Annotated in this window: 26 protein-coding genes, 2 tRNA genes and 1 pseudogene; 17 read left to right on the top strand and 12 right to left on the bottom strand. The window is 72.4% G+C overall.

Annotated features, from left to right (window positions below; all coding sequences use genetic code 11):
- Nucleotides 1-30: 30 nt before the first annotated feature.
- Together GQ466_RS13060 and GQ466_RS13055 are read right to left on the bottom strand one after the other, a co-directional pair.
- Nucleotides 31-897: a M48 family metalloprotease gene (locus GQ466_RS13060; protein WP_161103121.1), complete on the bottom strand. Its 867-nt coding sequence runs from the start codon at nt 895-897 to the stop codon at nt 31-33.
- The gene (locus GQ466_RS13055; RefSeq protein ID WP_161103120.1) at nt 894-1,244 is read right to left on the bottom strand and encodes a BlaI/MecI/CopY family transcriptional regulator; all 351 of its coding nucleotides are present in this window, start codon (nt 1,242-1,244) and stop codon (nt 894-896) included. The genes GQ466_RS13060 and GQ466_RS13055 overlap by 4 nt, the downstream gene beginning before the upstream one ends.
- 101 nt (nt 1,245-1,345) lie before the next feature.
- Between GQ466_RS13055 and GQ466_RS13050 the strand changes: the two genes are divergently transcribed.
- Complete coding sequence (locus tag GQ466_RS13050; RefSeq protein WP_161103119.1) at nt 1,346-1,915, top strand: TerD family protein; 570 nt, start codon at nt 1,346-1,348, stop codon at nt 1,913-1,915.
- On the opposite strand, the gene GQ466_RS13045 is transcribed toward GQ466_RS13050, so the two are convergent.
- The gene (locus GQ466_RS13045) at nt 1,912-2,991 is read right to left on the bottom strand and encodes an alpha/beta hydrolase (RefSeq protein ID WP_161103118.1); all 1,080 of its coding nucleotides are present in this window, start codon (nt 2,989-2,991) and stop codon (nt 1,912-1,914) included. The genes GQ466_RS13050 and GQ466_RS13045 overlap by 4 nt on opposite strands.
- A 248-nt stretch (nt 2,992-3,239) precedes the next feature.
- On the opposite strand from GQ466_RS13045, the gene GQ466_RS13040 reads away from it, so the two are divergent.
- The 3 genes from GQ466_RS13040 to GQ466_RS13030 all read left to right on the top strand — a co-directional run bounded on the left by GQ466_RS13040 (nt 3,240) and on the right by GQ466_RS13030 (nt 5,318).
- Nucleotides 3,240-3,533, top strand: coding sequence for a hypothetical protein (locus tag GQ466_RS13040; RefSeq protein WP_161103117.1), 294 nt, complete (start codon nt 3,240-3,242; stop codon nt 3,531-3,533).
- 83 nt (nt 3,534-3,616) lie between these two features.
- Nucleotides 3,617-3,877 carry a Sec-independent protein translocase subunit TatA gene (gene tatA, locus GQ466_RS13035; protein WP_202420409.1) on the top strand — a complete coding sequence of 87 codons (261 nt, stop codon included), beginning with the start codon at nt 3,617-3,619 and terminating at the stop codon, nt 3,875-3,877.
- A 232-nt stretch (nt 3,878-4,109) separates the two neighbouring features.
- On the top strand, nt 4,110-5,318 hold the full coding sequence (locus tag GQ466_RS13030; protein WP_161103116.1) for a sodium:calcium antiporter: 1,209 nt from the start codon (nt 4,110-4,112) through the stop codon (nt 5,316-5,318).
- Here GQ466_RS13030 and GQ466_RS13025 read toward each other — a convergent pair.
- Nucleotides 5,276-5,923: a TetR/AcrR family transcriptional regulator gene (locus GQ466_RS13025; protein ID WP_337193446.1), complete on the bottom strand. Its 648-nt coding sequence runs from the start codon at nt 5,921-5,923 to the stop codon at nt 5,276-5,278. The two genes, GQ466_RS13030 and GQ466_RS13025, sit on opposite strands and share 43 nt — an antisense overlap.
- A 47-nt stretch (nt 5,924-5,970) precedes the next feature.
- Here GQ466_RS13025 and GQ466_RS13020 point away from each other — a divergent pair, with 47 nt between their 5' ends.
- Complete coding sequence (locus tag GQ466_RS13020; protein ID WP_161103115.1) at nt 5,971-7,191, top strand: acyl-CoA dehydrogenase family protein; 1,221 nt, start codon at nt 5,971-5,973, stop codon at nt 7,189-7,191.
- A gap of 31 nt (nt 7,192-7,222) precedes the next feature.
- Here GQ466_RS13020 and GQ466_RS13015 read toward each other — a convergent pair whose 3' ends face one another.
- Nucleotides 7,223-7,891, bottom strand: a complete 669-nt coding sequence (locus GQ466_RS13015; RefSeq protein WP_161103114.1) for an esterase/lipase family protein — start codon at nt 7,889-7,891, stop codon at nt 7,223-7,225.
- A gap of 219 nt (nt 7,892-8,110) precedes the next feature.
- Here GQ466_RS13015 and GQ466_RS13010 point away from each other — a divergent pair, with 219 nt between their 5' ends.
- Nucleotides 8,111-9,310 carry a PucR family transcriptional regulator gene (locus GQ466_RS13010; protein WP_161103113.1) on the top strand — a complete coding sequence of 400 codons (1,200 nt, stop codon included), beginning with the start codon at nt 8,111-8,113 and terminating at the stop codon, nt 9,308-9,310.
- 92 nt (nt 9,311-9,402) lie between these two features.
- Here the strand turns inward: GQ466_RS13010 and GQ466_RS13005 are convergent, their stop codons facing one another.
- Nucleotides 9,403-10,218: a PIG-L family deacetylase gene (locus tag GQ466_RS13005; protein WP_161103112.1), complete on the bottom strand. Its 816-nt coding sequence runs from the start codon at nt 10,216-10,218 to the stop codon at nt 9,403-9,405.
- 56 nt (nt 10,219-10,274) lie between these two features.
- Here GQ466_RS13005 and GQ466_RS13000 point away from each other — a divergent pair, with 56 nt between their 5' ends.
- Entirely contained in the window at nt 10,275-11,390 is a 1,116-nt protein-coding gene (locus GQ466_RS13000) for a glycosyltransferase family 4 protein (RefSeq protein WP_161103111.1), read from the top strand.
- Nucleotides 11,387-12,067 (top strand): annotated as a pseudogene (locus GQ466_RS32310) (phosphatase PAP2 family protein); the annotation flags it as partial. The gene GQ466_RS13000 and the pseudogene GQ466_RS32310, both read left to right, overlap by 4 nt.
- A gap of 56 nt (nt 12,068-12,123) precedes the next feature.
- On the opposite strand, the gene GQ466_RS12990 reads toward GQ466_RS32310, so the two are convergent.
- Together GQ466_RS12990 and GQ466_RS12985 are read right to left on the bottom strand one after the other, a co-directional pair.
- Nucleotides 12,124-13,185 carry a lysylphosphatidylglycerol synthase domain-containing protein gene (locus GQ466_RS12990; protein WP_161103109.1) on the bottom strand — a complete coding sequence of 354 codons (1,062 nt, stop codon included), beginning with the start codon at nt 13,183-13,185 and terminating at the stop codon, nt 12,124-12,126.
- Nucleotides 13,186-13,944: 759 nt separating this feature from the next.
- Complete coding sequence (locus GQ466_RS12985) at nt 13,945-14,370, bottom strand: luciferase domain-containing protein (protein WP_161103108.1); 426 nt, start codon at nt 14,368-14,370, stop codon at nt 13,945-13,947.
- 706 nt (nt 14,371-15,076) lie between these two features.
- Here GQ466_RS12985 and GQ466_RS12980 point away from each other — a divergent pair.
- Nucleotides 15,077-16,009, top strand: coding sequence for a fumarylacetoacetate hydrolase family protein (locus GQ466_RS12980; RefSeq protein ID WP_161103107.1), 933 nt, complete (start codon nt 15,077-15,079; stop codon nt 16,007-16,009).
- Nucleotides 16,010-16,064: 55 nt separating this feature from the next.
- On the opposite strand, the gene GQ466_RS12975 is transcribed toward GQ466_RS12980, so the two are convergent.
- Nucleotides 16,065-16,955: a TIGR01777 family oxidoreductase gene (locus GQ466_RS12975; RefSeq protein WP_161103106.1), complete on the bottom strand. Its 891-nt coding sequence runs from the start codon at nt 16,953-16,955 to the stop codon at nt 16,065-16,067.
- A gap of 303 nt (nt 16,956-17,258) precedes the next feature.
- Between GQ466_RS12975 and GQ466_RS12970 the strand changes: the two genes are divergently transcribed.
- From GQ466_RS12970 to GQ466_RS12960, 3 genes are all read left to right on the top strand, one after another.
- Nucleotides 17,259-17,333 (top strand) — tRNA-Asp (locus tag GQ466_RS12970).
- A gap of 38 nt (nt 17,334-17,371) precedes the next feature.
- Nucleotides 17,372-17,445 (top strand) — tRNA-Phe (locus GQ466_RS12965).
- 85 nt (nt 17,446-17,530) lie between these two features.
- The gene (locus GQ466_RS12960) at nt 17,531-18,478 is read left to right on the top strand and encodes a tyrosine-type recombinase/integrase (RefSeq protein WP_161103105.1); all 948 of its coding nucleotides are present in this window, start codon (nt 17,531-17,533) and stop codon (nt 18,476-18,478) included.
- A 59-nt stretch (nt 18,479-18,537) separates the two neighbouring features.
- Here GQ466_RS12960 and GQ466_RS12955 read toward each other — a convergent pair whose 3' ends face one another.
- The 3 genes from GQ466_RS12955 to GQ466_RS12945 form a co-directional block, all read right to left on the bottom strand.
- Nucleotides 18,538-18,771: a hypothetical protein gene (locus tag GQ466_RS12955; RefSeq protein WP_161103104.1), complete on the bottom strand. Its 234-nt coding sequence runs from the start codon at nt 18,769-18,771 to the stop codon at nt 18,538-18,540.
- A 112-nt stretch (nt 18,772-18,883) separates the two neighbouring features.
- On the bottom strand, nt 18,884-19,825 hold the full coding sequence (locus tag GQ466_RS12950) for an NlpC/P60 family protein (protein ID WP_202420407.1): 942 nt from the start codon (nt 19,823-19,825) through the stop codon (nt 18,884-18,886).
- A gap of 69 nt (nt 19,826-19,894) precedes the next feature.
- The gene (locus GQ466_RS12945) at nt 19,895-20,164 is read right to left on the bottom strand and encodes a helix-turn-helix domain-containing protein (RefSeq protein ID WP_202420406.1); all 270 of its coding nucleotides are present in this window, start codon (nt 20,162-20,164) and stop codon (nt 19,895-19,897) included.
- A gap of 152 nt (nt 20,165-20,316) precedes the next feature.
- Between GQ466_RS12945 and GQ466_RS12940 the strand changes: the two genes are divergently transcribed.
- The 5 genes from GQ466_RS12940 to GQ466_RS12920 are packed head-to-tail and all read left to right on the top strand — an operon-like array spanning nt 20,317 to nt 24,604.
- Complete coding sequence (locus GQ466_RS12940) at nt 20,317-20,811, top strand: hypothetical protein (protein ID WP_161103101.1); 495 nt, start codon at nt 20,317-20,319, stop codon at nt 20,809-20,811.
- Nucleotides 20,812-20,835: 24 nt separating this feature from the next.
- Complete coding sequence (locus tag GQ466_RS12935; RefSeq protein ID WP_202420405.1) at nt 20,836-21,171, top strand: hypothetical protein; 336 nt, start codon at nt 20,836-20,838, stop codon at nt 21,169-21,171.
- The gene (locus GQ466_RS12930) at nt 21,168-21,830 is read left to right on the top strand and encodes a DUF8175 domain-containg protein (protein ID WP_161103100.1); all 663 of its coding nucleotides are present in this window, start codon (nt 21,168-21,170) and stop codon (nt 21,828-21,830) included. Before GQ466_RS12935 ends, GQ466_RS12930 begins: the two co-directional genes overlap by 4 nt.
- A 4-nt stretch (nt 21,831-21,834) precedes the next feature.
- Nucleotides 21,835-23,127 carry a TrbL/VirB6 family protein gene (locus GQ466_RS12925; protein WP_161103099.1) on the top strand — a complete coding sequence of 431 codons (1,293 nt, stop codon included), beginning with the start codon at nt 21,835-21,837 and terminating at the stop codon, nt 23,125-23,127.
- Nucleotides 23,120-24,604 (top strand): SCO6880 family protein, encoded by a 1,485-nt coding sequence (locus GQ466_RS12920; RefSeq protein WP_337193445.1) that lies wholly within the window; start codon nt 23,120-23,122, stop codon nt 24,602-24,604. Before GQ466_RS12925 ends, GQ466_RS12920 begins: the two co-directional genes overlap by 8 nt.
- Nucleotides 24,605-24,606: the final 2 nt, after the last annotated feature.

The following is a 24,606-nucleotide window of genomic DNA, read 5'->3' as shown; positions in this document are numbered from 1 at the left end:
TGTGGACCACACCGGGGGCCGGGCGGGGTTTCAGTGCAGGACGAAGATCAGCGCCTGGTCGAGCTGGAGCGCGAGGGACGCGAGCCCGCTCGTCGTCACGCCCGTCCCGGCGAGCGCGACGGGCCCGGTGATCGGGTTCTTGCGCGGCGGGTCGGCGAGCAGCGCCCGGACGCGCTCCACGACCGGCCCGTCGGCGAACCCCGGCAGCGGCCCCGGCCGCGCGGTGCGGTTCAGCGCGACGTGCGCGATCGTCCGGGCGACGAGGGCGCGGTCGGCGAGGCGCTCGGCGGCGTCCTCGTCCGCCCAGCGCTCCACCGCGAACCGCAGCCGCCGGTTCAGCGGGCGCAGCGGCGGCAGCGTCGCGGCGGCGAGCGCGCCCACGGCGAGGTGGCGGTGGTGCCGGTGCCGCAGATGGGACGCCTCGTGCTCGAACACCACCCGGAGCTGGTCGGGGGTGAGCGCGGTGAGCAGGCCGCGCGACACGAGCACGCCGCCGTCGCGTCCCGGCACGGCCATCGCGACGAGGTCGCCGGTGTCGAGCACGGCCGCGCGCCGCGCCGCCCGGACGTCGCCGCGCCAGCGCGCCGCGAGCCGCGCGGTCGCGGCGAGGTTGAACGCCGTCAGGACGGCGGCGGGCACGCCGAGCCAGGCCGGGACGGGCGCGTCGTCCCCGAACAGCGCCCACTCGGGCAGCCACTCGGCCGCGGCGGGGTCGAGCCCGGCGGCGTAGTTGACGGCGATGAACAGGGCCGTCCCGGCGGCGGCCGTGGCGGTCGTCGCCGCGACGAGCGCCAGCAGCCGCGCCGACCAGCGCGGGTGCAGCGGCGGCCGGAGCAGCCCGAGCGCGACGGCGAGCGCGAGCGTCAGCGCGGCCGGGAGCAGGCCGAAGACGCTCACTGCTCGTTGAGAAGGTCGCGCAGCACCTGTTCCTGGTCCGGGCTCAGCTCCTGGAGGAACTGGCCGAGCACGCCGTGCGGGTCGCTGGCGTGCCGCAGGTGGCGGTGCATGCGGTGCGCGACGAGCCGGGACTCGTCCACGGTGAGCCGGTACACGAACTGGCGCCCGGCGCGCTCGCGGGTGACCATGCCCTTGGCGTGCAGCCGGGACAGGATCGTGTTGACGGTCGTGTGCGCCGGATCCCCGGCGAGCCGGCCGCGCAGGTCGCCGGCCGACAGCGGCGCGTCGGCAGCCGCCAGCGCGGCGAGCACCTCGGCTTCGAGCTGCCCGAGCGGTCGTCGTGCCACGGAACCGTCCCTCTCCGGTGATGGATGCCTTGTCCGAGCGTAACGCCGGGGCGTCCCGGTAGGCTCCCTGCTACAAATGTAGTAGTCGAAGGGGGCCTGTCGTGTCGGTGTCATTGGTGAAGGGTCAGCGGATCTCCCTGGAGAAGCCGGGGGGCACGCTCACCCGCGTCCGGATGGGCCTCGGCTGGGATGCGCTCCCGAAGAAGGGCCTGTTCGGCAAGCGCGAGCAGGACATCGACCTGGACGCGTCCTGCGCGCTGTTCGCCGACGGCCAGGTCGCCGACGTCGTCTACTTCGGCAAGCTCGCGAGCAACGAGGGCGCGGTGCGGCACACCGGCGACAACCTGACGGGCGCGGGCGACGGGGACGACGAGTCGGTCATCGTGGACCTCGGCGCCGTCCCGCCGAACGTCGGCTCGCTGGTGTTCGTGGTCAGCTCGTTCAGCGGCCAGACGTTCGACCAGGTCAACAACGCCTACTGCCGGCTCGTGGACGAGACGTCCGGCGCCGAGCTGGCCCGGTTCGAGCTGACCGGCGGCGGCCCGCACACCGCGCTCGTCATGGCGCGGCTCTACCGGCACGGGACGGGCTGGAAGATGAACGCCATCGGCGAGCCCGGCCAGGGCCAGACGCTGCGCGACCTGCTGCCCGCGATCGCCGCGCACGCCTAGGCCGCCCCGATCGCCTCCATGATCAGCGGCCAGGCCTTCTTGTACTCGCGGTTCCAGTACTTCCACTGGTGGAAGCCGGGGCCGTAGAGGTCGGTCGTGACGGGGATCCCGAGCTTCCCGAGGCGGTCGAGGAAGTCCGCCGTGGTGGTCGCGACGAGCGCCTCGCTGACGGCGCCCTCGGTGTAGATCTGGAGCCCGTTGAGGCCGTTCTTCTCGATCAGCTTCCCGAGGTCCTCGTCGAGCGGGCCCTGCGTGCCGTCGCCCGCGGAGACGAACAGCCGCGTCCCGCGCAGGCCCTCGGCCTGCTCGTACGGGTCGTGGTCGAGCCAGTTCCGCCGATCGGTGGCGGGGTTGCCCCACTTGGCGAGCGGGTCGGGGACGGTCGGCTCCGGACGGGCGTAGTCGGTGAACATCATCGCCTCCGGCAGGCCGGGCGCCGTGATGTGGAGCAGGCTGCTGAAGCAGGCGGCGAACTTGAACAGCCCGGGATGCCTCGACGCGTAGGTGAGGGCTCCCTGTCCGCCGGACGAGATGCCCATGACGGCCCGGTTAGCGGACGCGCGGAAGTTGCGCTCCAGGAGCTGGATGACCTCCTGCGTGTGGAAGGTCTCCCAGCGCGGGTTGCCGCCCTGGCCGCCGTTGTACCAGTCGGTGAAGCCCTGGGCCTTGCCGCCGTCGACCAGCGCGACGAGCGCGCGGCTCCGCTTGGCCGTGGCGGCGAGGTCACTGTTCCCTGCCCATTCGGTGTAGGAACCCGGGCCGCCGCCGTACACGTAGACGATCGGCCACGCCGCCGTGGACGTCCGGCTCCAACCGGCGGGCGTGTACAGCCGGATCTTCGGATCGGACGAGTCCACGAGCGGGGTGTCGATGGTGAGGTCGATGGTCTGCGCGTCCACCTGCTTGGCGGCGGCGATCGAACCGCCGTCGTCGGCGGGCACGTACGCCGGATCGGTGGGCGCGGGTTGGGTCGGGGCTGGATCGGTGGGCGACGGTTCGGGGCTCGGGTCCGCCAGGGCGGGGGCGGCGGGCACGAGCAGGACGGTCAGGGTGAGCGACACCAGGGCACGGCGCATTCCGGCACTCCAGCGGGGAGACGGCTCATCGGGAGGTTGGCGGGGGCGTGGCACACCGACGCTATCGACCGGGGAAACCGCGCCGCCACGCGTCCGGTGACAGGGTGCGGCCCCCGGATGCGCGGCCGAGGACGATTCCGGCGCGCCGAACCCGTTCGGGCGGCGCCGCGTCTCACCGATAAACCGATTGCGCGCGCATGCGATCGGAGGCGACTCTCGTTGCTGAGAGACGAGGAGTGTGGCGCCCCATGAACGCCCAGGCCGAGAACCGGCTCGCTCTGCTGCTCGGCGTCCGGATGGCCGAGCTGGACGCCCTCTGCACCGCCGCGCTGACGGCGTCCACCGCTACCGAGGAGAAGACCAGGCTCGCCGAGCTGGCCACCGCCGCCGCGCGGCTGTCGGCGTCGGCGGCGTCGGCCGCGCGGGGCCGCCGCACGCTGTCGGCGCGTCCGCCGGTCCGCCGCCGGACGCGGCTGGAGCGGCGCGTCAACGGCGCCCGGCGCACCGCCGACCGGATCATCGCCCGGTCCGCCGGCGGCTGATTTCCGGCCCCCGGCCCTTGCCCGTCGGCGCCTGCGGAGGACGATGGGTCGGGGCCGGGGAGTCCCGGCCGGAGGGAGGAACGATGATCGGGGAATTCTCACCCGCGCACTGGCTGATCGTCGGCCTGGTGGTCGTCCTGCTGGTCGGGTCCAAGAAGCTGCCGGACACCGCGCGGGCGCTCGGCCGGTCGATGCGCATCCTCAAGGCCGAGACGCGGGGGATCCGGGCGGACGACGACGTCCCGGCCGTCGACCCGACCCCCGAGGACCAGCGGGAGCGCGCCGCGCGGCTGCGCGCGGAGGCGGCCAGGCTCGACGCCGCCGAGGACCCGCGCGCCTCCTGACCCGCGCGGCCCGTGCGGTACCGTTGACGCAGTTCGCGAAGGGGAGTAGTCCTGCGAACCGGTCGTCGACACGCTGGAACCGCGGTTCCCGGCGGCCGGGCCCGCCACGCGGGTGGACGAGACCTTCGATCCCTTGACGGTGTTGTGCGCCGTCCGGGGGTCGAGGCCGTCCGGATCCCCTTTCCGCCCCCTCGCCCCCCGTGACGGCCATGGGAAGGCGTGAGGTGAGGACGTGCTGCACTTCGTCCTGTTGATCGTGTGCGCGATCGTGATCTACCTGTCGTGCGAGTGGTTCGTCAACGCCGTGGAATGGCTGGGGCAGCGGCTCGACGTCGGGAAGATGGCGGTCGGGACGATCCTGGCCGCGTTCGGGACGGCGCTGCCCGAGTCCGTCGTGACGCTCGTCGCGGTGACCACGGGCGGGACGGCCGAGGCCAAGGACATCGGCGTCGGCGCCGCGATGGGCGGCCCCCTCGCCCTCGCGACCGTCGCCTACGCGGTGACGGGCACCGCCCTGCTTCTCCGCCGCCGCACCCTGCGCGCCCACTCGATGGCCGGCCCGCGCGCCGACTCGACCGCCGGTCGGCACACCGGGCCGGACGTCGGCTCGGACGTCGGCTCGGACGTCGGCCCGGACGTCGGGCCGGACGCCGGGCCGGACGCCGGTCGGCACGCCGACCCGGCCGCCGGTTCGGACGCCGAGCGGCGGGCGCGGGCGGACGCGGACGCGGGGGCGGGGGAGAGCGACGTGCTGACCGGGCCGGGGGACGCGGCGCGGCTCGCGGGTGACCAGCGCTGGTTCCTCGCGGTGTTCGTCGTGAAGGTGACGCTCGGCCTCGTCGCGTTCGCCTTCAAGCCCTGGCTCGGCCTGCTCTTCTTCGCCACCTACGCCGTGTACTTCTGGCGCGAGATGCGCGGCCACGGCGAGCCGGGCGGCGACGACGAGCACGGCGACCTCGAACCGCTGCGCTTCCAGCCGCGCCGCGCGGCCCCGACGACGTGGGCCGTCGTGGCGCAGACGCTCGTGACGCTCGCCGTCATCTTCGTCGCGTCCCAGCTCTTCGTGCACCAGCTCGACGCGATCGGCCCGATGATCGGCCTGCCCGCCGCCGTGACGGCGCTGCTGCTGTCCCCGATCGCCACCGAGCTGCCCGAGATCATGAACGCGATCATCTGGGTGCGGCAGGGCAAGACCAAGCTGGCGCTGGCGAACATCTCGGGCGCGATGATGATCCAGGCGACCGTCCCGTCCGGGCTCGGCCTGCTGTTCACGAAGTGGGAGTTCGACACCGCGCTCGCGTGGTCGGGCCTGGTCACGGCCGCCGCGATCGTCTACCTGCTCGCGACGCTGCGCGCGCACCGGCTGACCCCGGCGCGGCTGGCCGTCGCGGGCCTGTTCTACGTGGTGTTCGCGGCGGGGCTCGTCCCGATCCTGTCCTGAGGGTCGAGCAGCGCGTCCACGGCGAGGTCGGGCGCGGCCGTGCGCAGCAGGGCGGCCAGCGACCCGGCCAGCAGCTCCAGCAGGTCCGCGCGCGGGAGCGGACGGTCCTTCGCCCAGGTCAGCGCCGTGTCCTCGACCAGCCCGAACCAGCCGGACACGATCAGCCGGACCCGCGCGTCGCCCGCCGCGTCCGGCCCGAGGACGGCGTGGACCTGGTCGGTGAGCGCCGCCCGCGTGTCGTCGTGGACGCGCACGACGTGCTCCGCGCCGCCCGCCGCGCCCCGGATCAGCGCGAGGTACGGCTCGCGGCGCCGCTCCACGAACGCCAGGAACGCGTCCAGCGACTGGCGGAGCTGCTGCGCGGGCGGAAGATCGGGGTCGGGCGCGGTCTGGCGGACGAGCCGCCGCGCCGCGCTCTCCAGGACGGCGACGTAGAAGGCGTCCTTGGTCGGGAAGTAGTGGAACAGCAGGCCGCGCGAGATGCCGGCCTCGGCCGCGACGTCGTCCAGCGACAGTTCGTGGATGGGCCGCTCGACCAGCATCGTCAGGCCGATCCCGACGAGCTGGCGGCGGCGTTCCGCGGCGGTCAGCCGACGTCGTGTCACCCGTCCAGGCTATCGTGTTGAGCATTGCTCAATAAGGAGGACCCGGCATGGACTTCACCCCGTCGGACAGGGCCCGCGACTACACCGAGCGCGTCCGCGCCTTCATCGCCGAGCGCATCGCGCCCGTCGAAGAGGACTATCTACGCGAACTGCTCGCCCTCCCCGAGCCCGAGCGGTGGCGCGTCCTGCCGGTGATCGAGGAGCTGAAGGCGGCGGCGCGCGCGGCGGGCCTGTGGAACCTCTTCCTCCCGGACGAGCGGGAGGGCGCGGGCCTGACGGTCAGCGAGTACGCGCCCGTCGCCGAGCTGATGGGACGCTCCTTCATCGCCGCCGAGGTCTTCAACTGCAACGCCCCCGACACCGGGAACATGGAGGTGCTCTACCACTACGGAACGAAGGAGCAGAAGGAGCGCTGGCTGCGCCCGCTGCTGGACGGCGAGATCCGCTCCGCGTTCTGCATGACCGAGCCGGACGTCGCCTCGTCCGACCCCACGAACGTCGAGGCGACCGCCGTCCTGGACGGCGACGAGGTCGTCCTCAACGGCCGCAAGTGGTTCAGCACCGGCGCCGGCCACCCGCGCTGCGAGGTCCTTCTCTTCATGGGCCTCACCGACCCCGACGCGCACCGGCACCGGCAGCATTCGATCGTGGCCGTCCCGCGCCGCGCGGACGGCGTCACCGTGGAGCGGATGCTGCCCGTCATGGGCCGCTACGACGAGCCGTCAGGCCACGGCGTCGTGCGGTTCGACAATGTGCGGCTGCCCGCGTCCGCGCTGGTCGGCGCGCCGGGCCAGGGCTTCGAGATCGGGCAGAACCGGCTCGGCCCGGGCCGCGTCCACCACTGCATGCGGCTGATCGGGCTCGCCGAGGCCGCGCTGGAGGCCGCGTGCCGCCGGGGCGCCGAGCGGGTCGCGTTCCGCAAACCGCTGGTGAACCTCGGCGGCAACCGCGAGCGCATCGCCGACGCGCGCATCGCGATCGACCAGGCGCGGCTGCTCGTCCTCTACACCGCCTGGCTGCTGGACACGCAGGGCATCCTCGGCGCGCTGTCGCAGGTGTCGCAGATCAAGGTCGCCGTCCCGCTGATGGCGCAGCAGGTCGTGGACATGGCGATGCAGATGCACGGCGGCGCGGGCCTGTCCGACGACTACCCGCTCGCCGCCGCGTGGACGGTCGCGCGGGCGCTCCGCCTCGCCGACGGCCCCGACGAGGTCCACCGGGGCGTCGTCGCGCGCCTCGAACTGGGCAGGTACGGCGTGGCGCGCTGACGGGACGGCCCGGCGGCGCGCCACACCGGCCTCAGGAGCCGAGGAACGCGGCGATGCTCGTCAGCACGGACGTGTCCTTCAGGAAGCCCATGTGCGTCTGGTTCGGGATCTCGTTGTTGGTCGCGCCGTCGAGCTTGGTGCTCTTGTACGGGTTGATCACGCCGTCGGCCGGCGAGTACCACGTGGCGTACTTCGTCGCGCCGGGCGTCTCGTCGCCGGTGGTGAGCTGCTTGATGAACGCCGACCCCGGCGTCATCTGGCGGCACGTCGTGAAGAACGAGCACCAGACCGCCGACTGCGTGCCGTGGTTGGCGCCCGCGATCGACGCGAGGTGGTCCACGTTCGGGTTGCCGTTCAGCTCCTTGAGGTACCAGAGGCTGACGAGGCCGCCCATCGAGTGGTTGACGATGTCGACCTTGGCCGCGCCGGTCTTGGCCTTGACGTCCTCGATGTACTTCGCGAGCCCCTGGGCGTTGGTCTTGTTGTCACCGTAGGAGTTGTACTCGTAGGCGAACAGCCGGTCGCTCTGGTACCCGGCCTGCTCGAACACGGACTTGGCCGTCTTCCAGTTGGCGGCGCTGCCGGAGTAGCCGTGGACGAAGACGACCGGGTCGCGCTCCGCGGCGTGCGCCGCGGGGACCTGGCCGACCAGGCCGGCCGCCGCCGCGAGCGCGGCGAGCCCGCCGAGAATCCGACGCATGAGACCTCCAGGGGGTGGGGAGGCGGCCCGAGCGCCGCCGGACGCCGACCGTACGGAGCGGCGCCGCCGGGGAACTACTCAACGCCGGACAAGACACGGCCGGGTCGGGCTCACGCGGCGCACTAGCTGTCCACCCGGTCGCGCGGCCGGATATGCTCACGGCCTGACTGACGGGCGCCCGCCCCCGTGGGCGGGATCGGACGGCGCTCGGGAGGGCCGATGACCTCGACGCGTATCGAACTCCAGGTCACGGGCAAGGATCTCGCGGACCGCTGTACGGTCGTGCGCCGCTACGTGCCGGAGATCGCCAAGGAGGCGGTCGCCGAGATCATGCGGCAGGTGCCCGAGTACGCCTACTTCCACGATCCCCGCGCCGTCGAGATCCTGGAGCAGGCCAACGCCTGGACGATCGACCACTTCCTCGCGCTGATGGCGACGCCGTCCCTGCCGTCCACCGACATCCTGAAGTTCTGGCGCGACCTCGGCTTCGGCGAGGCGTGCGAGGGACGCACCCTCATCCCGCTCCAGACCAGCCTGCGGATCGGCGCGGGCGTCGCGTTCCGGCGGCTGACCGAGGAGGCCGACCGGCTCGGCATGGACACCGCGCCCGCGACGATGGCGCAGATGACCGACGCCCTGTTCGTCTACCACAACCACCTCATCGCCGCCGCCGCCGAAGGGCACGCCGAGGCGTCCGAGGGCGCCGGCAACCGCTTCGAGATCAGCCGCCGCCGGCTCGTGGACCTGCTCGTCGGGGACAAGCCCGCGCCCGCCAGGATCGCCGAACTGGCGCAGGAGATCCGCTGGCCGCTCCCGAAGTCGGTCGGCGCGGTCGCGTTCGCCGGCCCGCCCGAGGACCTCGGCCCGCTGCCGCCGGACGTGCTCACCGCCTTCCACGCGCCCGAGCCGTTCCTCATCGTCGTGGACCCCGAGGGACCCGGCCGCCGCGCCGTCCTGGAGACGATGCTGAAGGGCGAGACCAGCGTCGTCGGCCCCGCCGTCGCGCCCGCCGAGGCCGCCAAGTCGCTGCGCTGGGCGCGGCAGGCGCTGTCGCTGGTCCGGGGCGGCGTCCTGCCGGAGGAGGGGACGGTCTTCGCCACCGACCACCTGCCGATCCTCATGCTCATGCAGGACCCCGACCTCGCGTCCCGCGCGATCGAACGGCGGCTCGCGCCGCTGCTGCGGGTCCGGCCGTCCGGACGGATCGCGCTCGCCGAGACGCTCATCGCCTGCTTCCAGAGCCGGTTCAACGCGACCGAGGCGGCGCAGCGGCTGCACGTGCATCCGCAGACCGTCCGGTACCGCGTCCGCAACCTCCAGGCGCTGTTCGGCGAGGCGCTGGACGACCCGTCGCAGCATCTCGAACTGCACATGCTGCTGCATCTGTGGCTCGCGACCGCACGCGAGAACGCGTCCTGACCGGGTCGGTCAAAGCTACTACAGCGTTTGTAGTAGATTGCCGTGATCAAGGTGGGATGTGAGGCACGGTGATGGACGCGAGGACGAGCCGTTCAGCGCTCGCGGAGGCCGGCGAAGACGTCGTCCAGCAGCGGACGGGCGGGCGTCCGGCCCCGCTCGGTGAACCACTCGCGGCCGAGCGCGGCGCGGAACAGCGGCATCGGGAGCTTCAGCAGCACGGCGAGCGTCCGCACGCCCGCGTCCGATCCGGCCTGCGTGGCGTGCGCGGCCATCGCGGCGCGCTTGTGCGCGGCGAAGCGGCGGACGTCGACCCGGTGCGTCAGGTGCTCGGGCGCCGTGTAGGCGGTCGCGAACCGGTCCGGGCCGAAGTCGGCGGGAATGCCGGGCAGCCGGGAGATCAGCCGCAGCGCGCGGCGCAGCGCCCGCCGGTCCACGGTCGCCTCCAGGACGACGGGCGTCCCGGCCAGCTCCGCCGCCCGGACGCCGACGTGGTGGACCTGCACGTGGTCGGGATGGCCGTAGCCGCCCGCCTTGTCGTAGACGGTCAGGACGTCGGCGTCTTCCTCGCGCAGAATCTCGGCGAGTCGTCGCGCGGCCTCGTCCACCTCGGCGTCGGCGAACGCGTCGGGGTGCCCGGACGGGTCGTCCGCCATGCCGGAGTCCGCGTACCCGAGCCACTCCACCCGCGCGCAGCCGAGCGCGGCGGCCGACCGGCGCAGCTCGCCGAGCCGCCGTTCGCCGAGCGCGCCGTCGGCCCGGTCGGCGGACGCCGCCAGCCCCGCCTCCCCGACGGTCGCGACCACCAGCACCACCCGGTGGCCCTCGGCGGCGGCCCGCGCCAGCGTTCCGGCGGTCAGCAGCGCCTCGTCGTCGGGATGGGCGTGGAACGACACGAGCGTGTACGGCATCCCCACAGTCTGCCCGCGCCGGACGGACGGGTCGATCCGCCCCGGAGCGCGCGCCCATGAGAATCGCCCACGTCACCGACTACTACCTGCCGCGCCTCGGCGGCATCGAGATGCAGGTCCACGACCTCGCCTCGCGCCAGCTCGACGCGGGCCACGACGTGACGGTCATCACGTCCACGCCGGGCGACCGGGACGAGCGGGACGGCCCGCCCGTCCGCCGCGCGACCGAGGGCCTGCCGTTCCCGGCCGCTCTGCACCCCGCCGCGCCGTGGGCCGGGCGGCGGCTGGTCCGGGACGGGAAGTACGACGTCCTGCACGTCCACGCCGGGCCGTTCTCGCCGCTGTCGTTCGCCGGGCTCGCGCTGGCCGCCGAGCTGCCGACCGTCGTGACCGTCCACTCGCTGATCTCCTACATGGAGCCCGCGTTCCGGCTGCTGGACGGCGTGTCGCGCTGGTCCGCGCTGCCCGCCGTGTGGACGGCCGTCAGCGACGCCGCCGCCGAGCCCGTCCGCCGCCTCGTCGGGCCGAAGCCGGTGTTCGTGCTGCCCAACGGCATCGACGCCGCGCGCTGGCAGGTCGAGCCGGCGCCGCGCGAGCCCGGCGAGGTGCTGGTCGTCGCGGTGATGCGGCTCGCGCGGCGCAAACGGCCGCTGCAGCTCGTCCGGATGCTGCGCCGCGCGCACGACCTGCTCGCGCCACGCGTCCGGCTGCGCGCGGTGATCGCCGGGGACGGCCCCGAGCGCCGCTCCGTCGAGCGCCATCTGCGGCGGCACGGCATGGGCTGGGTGAGCCTGCCCGGCCGGGTCGACCGCGCGCACATCCGCGACCTGTTCCGCCGAGCCGACCTGTTCGTCGCGCCCGCCATGCTGGAATCGTTCGGGATCGCGGCGCTGGAGGCGCGCTGCGCCGGGGTGCCCGTCGTCGCCCGCGCCGAGGGCGGCATCCGCGAGTTCGTCGGGCACGGCGAGGAGGGACTGCTCGTGGACAGCGACGACGCGATGGTCGAGGCCATCGTGCGGCTCGCGGCCGACGCCGACCTGCGGGCCCGCGTCGCCGCGCGCAGCCGGACCGTTCCGCCCCCCGTGACCTGGCCGGACGTCCTGGCGCTCACCGAGGACATGTACGGCCGCGCCGCGGCGCGACTGCACGGGCGGGCCGAGCGATCGGCGTGATCTCCCCCCGGCGGGACGCGGCGGCCGTGGCCGCGCCCCGCGTGCGGCGCCCCCGGCTGCTCGGCGAACTGCTCATCGTCTTCGTGCTGCTGCGCGTGTACGACTACGTCCGCTCGTTCGCCGACGCGCGGCAGGGGCGCGCCCTGACGCACGGCCGGGACGTCCTGGACGTCGAGCGCTTCCTGCACATCGACATCGAACGCGCCATGAACCACTGGGTCGAGCGCCACGATTTCCTGGCCATCGCGGCGGTCGACTGGTACCAGTACGTCCATATCAGCGCGACGATGTCCGTCCTGGTGTGGTGCTACGTCGCGGGGCCCGGGCTCTACCGGGGGGCGCGCAACGCGCTCGTCGCGACGAACCTCGTCGGGATGACGGTGTACTTCTTCCTGCCCGTCATGCCGCCCCGCCTGCTGCCGGGCGAGGACTACATCGACTCGGTGGCGGCGGCCGGGTTCGGGACGACGCACGGCGGGCCCGTCACCGCCGACCAGTTCGGCGCGATGCCGTCCCTGCACCTGGCGTGGGCGACGTGGACGGCCCTGGTCGCGTTCGCGCTGCTGCGGCGGTACCCGCGGGCGCGGTTCCTGGTCGTCCTGTACCCGACGACGACCGCTCTGGTCGTGATGGCCACGGCGAACCACTACCTGCTGGACGTCTTCGCGGGCGTGGCGGTCGCCTTGTCCGCGCGGCGCGCGCTGCCCGGCCCGCTGCCCGTCCGGGCGACGGTTCAGATGATCCTGCGGCGCAGCAGCACGGCCAGCACGAACGCGCCCGGCACCAGCGGCAGCCAGACGGTGATCAGCCGGTACCCGACGACCGCGCCGAGCGCCGCGGGGGACGGGACGCCCGCCCAGATCAGCCCGGCGACGAGCACGACGTCCAGCCCGCCGATCCCGCCGGGCGACGGCAGCAGGGCCGACACCGAGGAGACGACGACGTAGACCACGACCGTGATGCCGGCCGTGATCGGGACGTCGATGCTCCGCAGCACCGCGAACAGCACGACGCCGTGCAGCAGCGGCGCCGCGAGCGAGCCCAGCCACAGCGCCACCGCGCGTCCCGGATGGGCGAGGACGGTCCGCAGCGCGGCCAGCTCGCGGACCAGCCGGGCGCCCGCCCTGGCGAGCTTGGCGACGACGGCGCGTCCGCGCTTCCCGGGGACGAGCCACAGCACCGCCGCCACGGCCGCCACTCCCGCGACCGCCACGGCGATCCAGACATGGGACGCGACGGCCTGCCCGACGGCGTCCCAGCTCACCCGGTCGCCGATCATCCCGAGCGTGGACGGCACCGCGATCACGGCGACGGCGAGCAGCAGCAGATGCGTCAGCAGCCCGGCGAGCGAGTTCAGCCCCACCGACCCGACGGCCGCGCCCCTCGTCATTCCGCACCGCCGCAGGAACCTTACGTTCACCGCCATCCCGCCGGACCCGGCCGGCAGCAGATGGTTGGCGAACGAGGCGGCGACCTGCACGGCGAACACGCGTCCGACCGGGGGCGTCACCGGCATCGAGCCGAGCTGCGTGACCGTCCCGACGCACCACATCGCGGCGGTGGCGGCGAAGGCGAGCAGCAGCCACTGCCGGTCCGCGCCGATGAGGCTCTCACTGCCCGCGTCCATCGCCGCCCGATGCCGGACGGCCAGCGCCACGACCGCCGCGGCCACCGCCGTGCCGAGCAGCACCCGCGACAACGGCGCCTCCGCCGCCGCGACCCGGCCGAGCGCGCGGACGACCCGCGCCGCCCCATGCGGACGCGGCCCCGCACCCGTCTCAGTACGCGTTCCCACCCGTACGCCCTTCCGTCGCGCGGGCTCCTTCGCCGCGCACCGTCTTCCGTCCCCCCGGACGGCCCCGCCGCCGATCCCGACGCCGAGCCGGACCCACTTTCTCGAAACACGCCGGAAACCGCCACCCGCGACCCAGCCACCCCAGAGGCCCCGCCGCGATTCTTTCTACTACAGCCCTTGTAGTAGACGAAACACGCCCACCACTCCCCGCCCCCGCCCCGCCACCCCCGCAATCACACACCGAAGCCTCACCCGACACACGGCAAATCGCCGCCGCACCCCGCAAGCACCCACGAACCGTCGCACACCCGCACCACGCAATCGCAGACGCGCGCAAAAAACCGCACACCCGCCCCACACGTCAAAGCCCCGCCCACCACACCGCGCAACCAGAAGCTGCGCAGGAGGCCGCACATCCGCACCACGCGTCGAAGACTCGTGCGGCACGCAGCGAACCAGCGCCGTCCCCTCGGGCAAGCCCACGCGAAACGCCGCGCGCCCGCACCACGCGATGGCAAGCCCGCGCGGAACACCGTGGACTCGCGTCGGCGGAACATCGCGCACCTGCGCTGCGCGACCGGAAGCTGGGAGGGACGCCGCGCATCCGCGCCGCGCGTCGGAGACTCGTCAGGGGCACAGCAGATCAGCGCATTGCCCCGGCAAGCTCACGCGGAACGCCGCGCACCCGCGCTGCGCGGGCGCGCGAACGTGCGCGGAACTCCGTGGACCGCGACGCGCGCTGCGTTGCGCCGGGACGGATTAGGCGTGCGTGGCCAGCCCGGCTTCCAGCGAGGTCGCGCGGCTCCAGGTGACGCGCGGGCAGAGCGCGTTCGGCCGGGCGCCGCGGGCGACCCGCAGGTGCGCCTTGATCGCCACGCTGGTCAGCGAGATCAGCAGCTCCAGGTCGGTCTCGCCGAACAGGGCGATCTCGATCCAGTCCGCGTCCGGCCGGACGCGGACGTTCTCGGCCCGCCACAGCGGCGGCCCCATCCGCTCGATGACCGGCCAGGTCAGGAACACCTCGGCAGCGTGCGCGTCGGGGAGGTGGACGATCTGCCGCTCGGCGATCGCGAGAGCGCGTCCCGAGCCGCAATCGGCCCGCCACAACCGCAACGCGGGCCATGTCCGCAACTGCTCGACGGCGCGCCATGCAAGGGGTGAGTACGCCGTGGAAACGAGGCCCATAGCGCACAGGCTGACACCGTCCGGTGCCGCTGGCTACCGGGGCTACCCGAATCGTTATCTACGCGTCTGGCCAACAGCCACCGAACGTTCAACCGGCTCCGCCGGATAGAAGGTTTCGGAAAGTCCTGTCCAGGGGTCATGTATCCGAAACGGCAGTGATCTTTTTCACCGTTTCCTACTCCGAAGTACGGAAGGGCGGGCGGCATGCTCCGTCCCACTCCGCGCACCCGCCTGACCGTTCCCGGCGCGATCCCGAACGGGCGGCGCCGAGCACCCGCCGGGGCCCGCCCTCACCGCCGACTCGTACGTGCGCGGGTTCCAGGGGAACGGCGCGCGTGACGCCTCGACGACGTCCACCTCCATGCCGCTCATCGCATTCGACCTGGTGATGACGTCGGCGACGGCACTTCCCCATTCGCCCGGCGCCCCCGCATGGCCTGGGCGATCGCCGCCCGGACAGGCCCCGGCCGCTCACCAAGGCGTTTCAGCGGCAAGCTCTCGCTGGACAGTTCCCGGCTCCTTGCGGCAAATCCAGACGACGCGATCACAAGGTAATCCACGGACGAATTCCGCAAGACACTCCGCAGCCAGAAGAACCACCGAACGCTGGCCGGAATCGGACGAGCAACACCGTTGCGAATAGGCCCACACCCCACCCGACAAGGTTGAGGGAGACTGGACGCAGACCGCCAAGGGAGGAACGCCCGTGAAGTTCGTCCGCTACGCCGAGGGCAACGCCGTCCGAACAGGGGTCGTGGACGGAGACGTCGTCCGCACGATCGAGGGGGTTTCGGACCTGCTCCCGCTCATCAAGGACGGCTCTCTGCGCGCCGCAGGAGCGACCGCCCTGCGTTACAGCGCAGGCGTCCCGCTGGACGAGATCGTCCCGCTGTCGCCGATCGCCACACCCCCGACCGTCCGGGACTTCTACGCGTTCGAGCAGCACGTACGCGCCGGCCGCGCCTCCCGCGGCCGAACGATCGACCCGGCCTGGTACGAGGCGCCGGTCTTCTACTTCTCCAACCCCTACGCGGTGCTCGGCTGCGGCGACGTCCGGATGACACCCGGCACAGAGGCATTCGACTTCGAGCTGGAAGTAGCGGCAATAGTCGGCCGAGCCGGCCGCGACCTGACCCCGGCCGAGGCCGAAGACCACATCGTCGGCTACTGCGTCCTCAACGACTGGAGCGGACGCGACGTGCAGCGCCGCGAAATGCGCCAGGCGATGGGACCCGTCAAGGGCAAGGACACCGCCACCGGCCTGGGCCCCTACCTCGTCACCCCGGACGAGATCGCGGACAGAAAAGAGGGCAACGGCCACCGCCTGGAAATGACCTGCACCGTCAACGGAGTCGAGTACTCCCGAGCACTGTGGTCCGACGTCTACTGGTCCTTCGGCGAGATGATCGCCTACGCCTCACGCGGCACCGAAGTCCGCCCCGGCGACGTGATCGGCTCGGGCACCTGCGGCACCGGCTGCATCCTGGAGCTGTCCCAGACCCACGGCGCGGACGCCTACCCCTGGCTCAAACCAGGAGACAAGGTGTCCGCCACCATCGAAGCCCTGGGCACCCTCCACAACACGGTCATAGAACCCGCCCCCATAACCCCCCTACGCCCAACCCAACCACCCGCGTGAAACTCGCCTCCGCCCGCAGCGACCCCGCAAAGCGAGAACCGACCGCCCAAGCGCGTCAGACGCGGTGCGTGGCCTGCCGAATCACGTCTTGGTGATCCGGATGGGCGAACGTGAACCCAGACGCAAGCAGACGCTTCGGAACAACGCGCTGACTGGCGAGCACACCCGTCCGAGCGAACTCACCAAGCGCGAGCCGCAACGCGGGACCGGGCACCGGCAGCACCGCCGGACGATGGAGCGCCCGCCCGAGCGACGCGGTGACCTCCCGGTTGGTCACCGGATCCGGACAAACCAGATTCACGGGCCCCGACACCGCCGGAGTGTCGATGACGTGCCGAATGGCCGCCACCTCATCAGCCAGCGAGATCAAGCTCCAGTACTGCCGCCCACCCCCCAACGGCCCGCCGAGCCCCAGCCGGAACAACGGCAACATCCGCCCGAACGCACCCCCGCGCGAAGAGACGACAAGCCCCGTACGGATCCGGACAGTACGGATCCCGGCATCCGCAGCGGCCCCCGCCGCGCCCTCCCAGTCACGACAAACACGTGCAAGAAAGTCGCCCCCAGCCGGATCATCCTCGGTAAGAACCCGCTCGCCGGCATCCCCATAGAACCCAACAGCCGAACCAGAGACGAACACACGAGGCGGTTCACCCATACGAGCCAACGCGGAAGCGAGCGTGGCAGTCCCACGCACCCGGCTGTCATAGATCTCGCGCTTGTAGGCGGACGTCCACCGCCGCTCACCAATCCCGGCCCCGGCAAGATGCACCACCGCGTCGACACCGGTCAGCGCACCGACCTCCCCGAAGGGATCCCAGCCGACCTCACCCGCACGCCGGGCCGCACGCCGAACAAGCCGGACGACCTCATGCCCGTCCCCAGCCAGACTCTCCGCCAACGCCGCCCCGATCAACCCGGAGGCCCCGCTGACCGCAACCCTCACCCCCTCAAGATAACGACCACCACCCCCCAACGCCCGAACACGCGCCGCCGCACCCCACCACACTCACCCAAGCCACCCCCACCGGTCCAGCCGAACCCACCGCTGTGGAAAACCCGCCCCCAGCCCCCACGACACATCACCCCAAACCCCGCCCACCACCCCTCTGACCTGCCCTTTCACCCAGCCGAATACCGAGTTGGCGCAGGCAGCGAGCATCCCGTATGCTTTCGGACGTCGCCAGGGAAACGGCCCACGAGGACCGGCTCGGGCAACGCCCCCGAGCGGCTAGACTCGGAAACGCAAGGTCCTGTGGAGCAGCTAGGAGTGCTCGCCACCCTGTCAAGGTGGAGGCCGCGGGTTCAAATCCCGTCAGGACCGCTCGACGTGCACACGTCACCGCGACGACCGCGCGTCCCGGGCAGGTAGCTCAGTCGGTACGAGCGTTCGCCTGAAAAGCGAAAGGTCGGCGGTTCGACCCCGCCCCTGCCCACACAGCACCTCTGACCAGCGAAAACGCCTCAAGCGGATCCGACCCCGCGGGTGTACACCGCTTGAACAGAGGAAAACTATCGGCGATGGCCACGCCTCGCACGCGACGGCCCAGGGACCTGCGAGCAGGTACCTTCCAGGCCGCGATCAACTCGTTCACCCTCCACCTCAACGCCGAGGGGAAGTCTCCCAAGACCGTCCGGACCTACGTCGAGGCCGCCCAGTGGTTCGCAGGGGAGCACCTGCGCAACCACACCGACCACCAGGACTGGGACGACGTCACGCCCGACGACGTCCGGACGTGGATGGTCTGGCTGCTGGGGCACTACTCCGACAGCTACGCCAACAACCAGTACCGCGCGCTGCAGGCGTTCTTCAAGTGGTGGTCCACCGACGAAGAGCTCCCGAACCCCACGGCCAAGCTCCGCCCGCCCGCCGTGGGGGAGAAGATCGTCCCGGTCTTCACCGACGCGGAACTCACCAAGCTCCTCAAGGACTGCGAGGGGAAGAACTTCGTCCAGCGCCGCGACCACGCGATCCTCTCGCTGTTCAAGGCAACCGGGATGCGGCTGGCGGAGCTGGCAGCGATCACCATCGATCTGGAAGATCCCGAACAGGGCGACCTCGACCTCATGCGCCGCGAGGTGCTCCTGCACGGGAAGGGCAACAAACAGCGCGTCGTCCGCTTCGGTCATCAGGCCGCGCGCAGCATCGACCGCTACCTTCGCGTCCGCTCCAAGCATGCGTACGCGTCGCATCGCAAACTCTGGCTCGGTGTCAACAACCGACCGCCCATGACCGACAACGGGATCTACCAGATGGTGGTCCGTCGTGGAGAGAGGACCGGCGTTCCCGTTTTCCCGCACAAGTTCCGCCACAACTTCGCTCACACCTGGCTCGACCGAGGGGGAGCCGAGGGCGACCTGATGGAGCACAGCGGCTGGACGTCACCGCAGATGCTCCGGCGTTATGGCCGGAGCGCCGCGAGCGCGCGAGCACGTCGCACGTACGACCGCGTCATGGAAGACAACTAGGCGGGTGAACACGTCGGCCCCGGTCCGTTCAACGAACGGACCGGGGCCGAAGCGTTTGTTCAGTCGTTCTTCTTCCTCGCCTGAGCGGACCGCTTCGCGAGACGCAGCATGTAGGCGCGCTTGGCGGCCTCGGCTCGCTCCCGTCGCTGTTCGGGAGGGAGCACCCCTTCGGGATCCACCTCACGCTCGAACCGCGCAAGGAACGTGTCCCGGGCCGCCTTGGTCCGCTTGGACTTGTCTTTCGTCCTGCTCCAAGACACCAAGGCGGCGATCCGCCTATCGATATCAGCCACTACGGCTCCTGAGTGCGAAGAACTAGAGGGTTCGGGTGGTGCGGCGGTCGGTGCGCGGCATGCCGATGGGCTGGGCGCTGAGGGTCGTTGAGCAAGGCCGAACTCCGGTGAGTCAGGCGGGGTGCGGGTTAGTGGGTCGGGTGGCTCCGGCATATTCGTGCTCGCGTTCGCCGGCGAGGCGGGTGACACGGACGACGTCGCCGGTCTGAGGGGCGTGGACCATGCGGTTGTTGCCGAGGTAGAGGCCGACGTGGTGAATGGTGGCCGGGTCGTTCGGGTTGTGGGCGAAGAAGAGCAGGTCGCCGGGTTGCAGTGCCGCGCGGGGGACGTGGGGGCCGTCGTTGTACTGATCGGCGGCGACGCGGTGGAGGTGGATTCCGGCCTTGGCCCAGGCGTATTGGACGAGGCCGGAGCAATCGAATCCGCGCGTGTGGGCACCTTGTGCGACGCCGTACGTCGGGCCGGCCGCTGTGCCGCCGCCCCAGGAATAGGGAGTGCCGAGCCAGTGCAGGGCGGCGCGAGCCGCGATGATTCCGCGTCCGCCGACCGCCGGGGCGAGAACTGCGGACGTGGCATAACGCGCGGCTTGGTCGAGAACCTTGCGGACGTACCAGTCGGCGTGGTTGTACTGCCAGATCGCGCGGCGGAGGTGACGGCCGCCCTGCGTGGCGCCGTTGGCGGCGAGGTAGCGGCCGGCTCCGTAGATGGCGTCGGGCGCGGAGTAGCGGTTCGCGCGGCCGTCGTGGTCGGCATCGACGCCGTAGGCGGCCCAGGTGGCGGCGAGGAACTGCATGGGTCCGCCCGCGCCCGCGCTGTTCTCGCCGCTGCGGACGCCGGGGGCGCGGGAGCGGCCGTGGTCGGACTCGACCTTCCCGATCGCGGCGAGCACGTTCCAGCCCAGGCCCGGAGTGGTGCGGGCGGCGGCCTGATACCAGCGCAGGTAGTCGTGCGGGATATCGCGCCGCGCTTCGGCAGAGGGCTCACCGGTCAGATCAGGAGCGGCGGCAGGTGACGCCGGCGCGCCGGTGAGGCACAGGACGATCAGCAGCGGCACGCCGAACAGTGCGGTCGCGGCGCACGCCGCGGGCTTCACCATCGGCGCCGCCGACGCGATGGCGAACGATCAGGGGGCGGGAGGCGCTCCGCTCCCGGGCGGGTCGTCGGTCGGTTCATCGGCAGGTTCCCCCGGTAGGTCGCGGGGCTGCCGCAGCACATGCCGGACCGCTTCCCAGGAGTAGCGGAAGTCCCTGCCGGTCTTGAGGGCCGGGATCTGCCCGGCGTTGGCCATCCGGCGGACCGTCTGGGGCGACAGGCCGAGCTTGGCGGCGAGTTCGCTCGTCGTGAGCACGTCGGGGTCTCGGCCGGGCAGGGACATCACTTCGACTCCTGGCATGGGGTTCATCGCGCCTTCCAAGGACGTTGGCGGGGTGCTGCGGTAGCGACGTTCTCGATTGTTTGACACGCACAGAACACGTTTGACGATGCTTGCGCTCCATCATCTTGCCACTTACGGTGACGACACCGCTACTCATTGGAGGACTCGGAGTGTTTCCTCGTCGTCGGACCATCGAGTCGGACAGCCCGCCCGCGCGCTGCGCCGAGCTGGCGTTCCTGGGCGCGCACGGTGGTGCCGGGACCTCGACGCTGGCGGCGCTGCTGCCTCCGTCGTGGGACCTGGGCTCGATCGGCGGGCTGCTGCCGGGCGAGGATCCGGTCGCGCGGGCCTGCGGACGCCGCCTGGTGATCGTGTCCCGCAACACCGTCGCGGCGGCCTGGCACGCCACGCGCGCGGTGACGGCCGCCGATCCCGATCCGCGCGCGCCGACGCGTCAGGTCGCCGCGCTGGTCGTCGTGGCCGACGGCGCGGGACCCGAACCCCGCGACGCGACCGCGCGGTTCTCGCTGCTGGCCGGCCGGGTGCGCCGCACCGTCCGGGTTCCCTTCGTCCCGGCGCTGCGTTCCGTCGACGACCCCGGCCGTGTCGACCTGCCCGTCCGGGCGCGTGCCGCGCTCGACCTGCTCCTCGACCTCTCCCGCTGACCCGCCGCATCTTCCGGAGGCCCTATGCCGCTGACCCCGTCCACGCTCGGCCTTGCTCTCCTCTACAAGCTCCACCCGCTGACCGCCGCCGCACCGACCCCGCAAGTACGCGTGCCCAATCCACCGCCGCAAGCTCCGCCGGGCCTGGACGCCAAGATGGACGTCCTCCTGGGCTGGGGCAAGTACGGCGTCCTGATCTGCGGCCTCGCCGGACTGGGCATCTGCGCCGGGCAGATGGCGATCGGACGCAAGAACCGCTCGACGTTCGCCGCCGACGGGGCCACGGGCATCCCCTGGGTCCTGGGCGGGCTGAGCCTGGCCGCCTCCGCGTCGGCGATCGTGGGGGTGTTCTTCCAGTGATCCGCCGACGCGTTCTGACCGGCGTCCACGCGGCGGTCACCCTCACCTTGGCCGGCGCCCTGGTCCAGCAGGCGACCCACCACGAGACGGCGGTGCCGCGAACGGTCGTCCCGACGCCGTTCGAGGCCGTCCCCTCGGTCGCGTTGACGGACCTGGTCTGGGACGACTTCCACGGCATGCCGCTTCCCCGGGCGTCCGATGGTCCCCGCCGACGCGACGGGGACCGTGCGTCCGGATTCGCCCGGACGCCCCGCGGCGCGCTCCTGGCCGTGATCCACATCGCCGTCCGTGCGGCACCGCAGTGGGAGCCGGCGGTGTTCGAGCCGACGATCGACCAGCAGGTCATCGGCCCCGACCAGCCGCAGCTGGCGACGGCCACCGGCACCGGCCACGACCGACTGCGGAAGCGAGACGTCCGCGCGTTCGCCACCGTCGAGGGGTTCCGCTGGCTCGGCTACAGCCCCGACGCCGCGACGCTGGACGTCCTGTCGTCCGGGCCGGGTGACGACGATCTGACCGTCCGCGCCGCAACACGCATCGAAGTCCAATGGAAGGACGGCGACTGGCGCGCGGTCGCGCCGCTCGGCGGCGACTGGGCGAACGCCGCGGTCCCCGTCGGCGCGCCGGACGGGTTCACGCTCTTCCCGGTACGGGGGTGAGCGGGTGCCGTGCAGTCCCCTCACCGATCCGCAGTGCGTGGAGCCGGTGGATCACGGCAGCCATCCGTTCGGGCCGCCGCTGCCGGACCTGGCCGGCGAGATCGGCGGCAACGCGCTGGACAGCGCCGCCAAAGCCATGCAGGAGGCCGTCGGGTGGTTCGTGTCCCACACCGCGACGTGGTGGTTGCGCACGCCGTCGCCCGACCTGGAGAAGGAATCGGCGATCGAGTTCCTGCAGAACGTGACCCGCCCGCTGACGATCGCGGTCGCCATCGCGTCTCTGCTGTTCGTGGCCGGGAAGATGGCGCTGGTGCGCAAGTCCGCGCCCCTGGTGGACGCCGGAACCGGGCTGGCCGTGCTGGTGGTCGTCACCGTGATCGGGACGACGCTGCCCAACATCCTGCTCTGCTGGGGTGACGCCTGGACGGACTGGGTGCTCAAGGCCGCCGCCGACGACGGATTCAGCTCCCGGATGACCAAACTCGTCGCGCTTCCGGCAGGCGCGCCCGCCGCGTTCGTGCTGGTGATGTCGCTCATCGCGCTGTTCGTCGGGATCATCCAGGCGATCCTGCTGCTGTTCCGCCACGGCGCGCTGATCGTCCTGGTGGGAATGCTCCCGCTGGCCGCCGCCGGGATGGCGACCTCGGCGACCCGTCCGTGGCTGCGGCGCGGAGGCGGCTGGACGCTGGCCCTGGTCTTCTACAAGCCGATCGCCGCCGGGGTCTACGCGACCGCGTTCATCCTGATCGGGCACGGGACGGGGATGCGGGCGATCCTGCTCGGCCACACGATGATGCTGATCAGCCTGTTCGCCTTCCCGGTCCTGCTGCAGCTGTTCTCCTGGATCACGCCCGGACAGGACGGCGGCGGGGGCGGAGGACGAGTCTTCTCCGCGGTCATCGGCGGCGCGACCGCGGTTGGGGCGCTGCGCTCGTACGGCCTCGGCGGGACGGCGTCGTCCGGCAGCGCCGCAGGTCACGCCGACTACCTGAATCAACAGCTCGGCGACCGACGCGGCGATCCGGCGCCCTCCGGGTCCGACGAACCGGGCAACGGCCCGGCGAATGACGCACCACCCGGGACCGTAGGCGATACGGCTTCCCAGCCCGATGGCGGCCCGCCGAGCGACGGCGCGCCCCCGGCCGCAGGCGAAGAGCCGATCGGGCCGACGGCGTTCCGCGCGTGGAACCGGAGCCGCAAGCAAGGACGCACGATGATCCGCTGGATCGGCAACCCCACGGGCAACGACGACGGCGCCCCGACCGGCGCCGGGGAAGGAGGCGGCGGCGGTGGCTGACGACGCGCATCGGGTCCGCACCTACGGAGGCTGGCGACGACGCCAGGGCATCGGCCTGCTCGGCATGGACACGACGGCCACGTTCGTGGCCCTCGGCGCGGCCGTGATCGTCATCATGACGGCCGCGTTCGCCCCGAAAGCGCTGCTCTACTTCGCCCCGCCGGTCGTCGCGGCCGGCGGACTCGGGCTCGTCCGTGTCAACGGCGTCCCGGTCGCCCGGCTGCTGGCGACGCGGATCCGCTGGTGGTGGGGCACCGCCCGCCGCCACACGCGGTACCGGGCGGGCATCGTCGTCGACCATCCGCGGGCGTTCCAACTTCCGGGCGTCCTCGCGCCGCTGACCCTGCTGAGCGCCGAGGACGGCTACGGCGGTTCGTACGGCGTGGTCTGGGACCGGCGAACCGGGCTGCTCACGGCGACGTTGCGGGTCGTCCCCGCCTCGACCTGGCTGGCCGACCGCGCGGAGGCCGACACCTGGGTCGCGGCGTGGGGCGGCTGGCTCGCATCCCTCGGCCATCTGCCGATCGTGCGATGGGTGACCGTCACGGTCGACACCGCGCCCGAGCCCGGCTCCACGCTCGCCGACGCCGTCAACGCGTCCCTGTCCCCGGACGCCCCGGAGTCCGCCCGGCAGATCATGCGCCGGCTCGTCGCGACCGCGCCCGCCGCGGCGGCCGACGTGGACACGCGAGTCTCGGTCACCGTCGATCCGCGCCGGGCCGCGAGCCCGCCGGGCGATCTGACGGGCGCGGTCGGCGAGCTCGGCCGTGTCCTGGACGCGCTGGCCTCCACTCTTTCCGGCTGCGGCGTGAGCGTCATCGGCAGGGCGACGGCCGCCGAGATCGCCGGGGTCGTCCGCACGGCGTTCGACCCGGACGCGCGCGGCGAGGTGAACCGGCTGCTCGCCGGCCCCAAAGCAGACTCCGCGCTCGGCTGGTGCGACGCGGGACCGGTCTTCGCAGCCGAACACGTCGGTCACTACGAGCACGACGGCGGCGTTTCCGTGTCGTGGGCGTGGCAGGAACCGCCCCGCCAGAACGTCCGCTCGGACGTCCTGGCCCGTCTCGTCTCGCCGGGTCCGTTCGCCAAGCGGATCACGTTGCAATACCGCGCGTTCCCGGCAGCCGCGGCGAGCCGCGTCCTGCAGCAGGAGGTCAACGCGGCGGCGTTCCGTTCGCAGTTCCGCCGCCGCACCGGACGCGACGAGACGGCCCGCGACGCCTGGGACGCCGCCCGCGCCCGCCAGGCCGCAGCCGAGGAGGCGATGGGCGCGGGCGTCTGCCTGGTCTCGCTGTACGCGACCGTCACCGTCACCGATCCCGGCCACCTCGCCCAGGCCGCCGCGCACGTCGAGGCCGCCGCCGACACCGCCCGGATCCACCTGCGCCGGCTGTGGGGCGGCCAGGCCACCGGGTTCGCGACGACGTTGCCCTGCGGGATCTGCCCACCCGAACTGTCCCGACGTCTCGTCCACTGACC

It is taken from the genome of Actinomadura rayongensis (assembly GCF_009831215.1).
In the GTDB taxonomy this organism is placed as follows: domain Bacteria; phylum Actinomycetota; class Actinomycetes; order Streptosporangiales; family Streptosporangiaceae; genus Spirillospora; species Spirillospora rayongensis.
This window is presented reverse-complemented; position numbering and strand designations above follow the sequence as displayed.

What these genes read in the sequence shown, in the direction of transcription:
- GQ466_RS13040 (WP_161103117.1), top strand. Translation starts at nt 3,240, where the DNA reads ATGAACGCCCAGGCCGAGAACCGGCTCGCTCTGCTGCTCGGCGTCCGG.
- GQ466_RS13000 (WP_161103111.1), top strand. Translation starts at nt 10,275, where the DNA reads ATGAGAATCGCCCACGTCACCGACTACTACCTGCCGCGCCTCGGCGGC.
- GQ466_RS12935 (WP_202420405.1), top strand. Translation starts at nt 20,836, where the DNA reads ATGCCGCTGACCCCGTCCACGCTCGGCCTTGCTCTCCTCTACAAGCTC.
- GQ466_RS12960 (WP_161103105.1), top strand. Translation starts at nt 17,531, where the DNA reads ATGGCCACGCCTCGCACGCGACGGCCCAGGGACCTGCGAGCAGGTACC.
- GQ466_RS13005 (WP_161103112.1), bottom strand. Translation starts at nt 10,218, where the DNA reads ATGCCGTACACGCTCGTGTCGTTCCACGCCCATCCCGACGACGAGGCG.
- GQ466_RS12945 (WP_202420406.1), bottom strand. Translation starts at nt 20,164, where the DNA reads ATGCCAGGAGTCGAAGTGATGTCCCTGCCCGGCCGAGACCCCGACGTG.
- GQ466_RS13045 (WP_161103118.1), bottom strand. Translation starts at nt 2,991, where the DNA reads ATGCGCCGTGCCCTGGTGTCGCTCACCCTGACCGTCCTGCTCGTGCCC.
- tatA (WP_202420409.1), top strand. Translation starts at nt 3,617, where the DNA reads ATGATCGGGGAATTCTCACCCGCGCACTGGCTGATCGTCGGCCTGGTG.
- GQ466_RS12985 (WP_161103108.1), bottom strand. Translation starts at nt 14,370, where the DNA reads ATGGGCCTCGTTTCCACGGCGTACTCACCCCTTGCATGGCGCGCCGTC.
- GQ466_RS13010 (WP_161103113.1), top strand. Translation starts at nt 8,111, where the DNA reads ATGACCTCGACGCGTATCGAACTCCAGGTCACGGGCAAGGATCTCGCG.
- GQ466_RS13015 (WP_161103114.1), bottom strand. Translation starts at nt 7,891, where the DNA reads ATGCGTCGGATTCTCGGCGGGCTCGCCGCGCTCGCGGCGGCGGCCGGC.
- GQ466_RS13020 (WP_161103115.1), top strand. Translation starts at nt 5,971, where the DNA reads ATGGACTTCACCCCGTCGGACAGGGCCCGCGACTACACCGAGCGCGTC.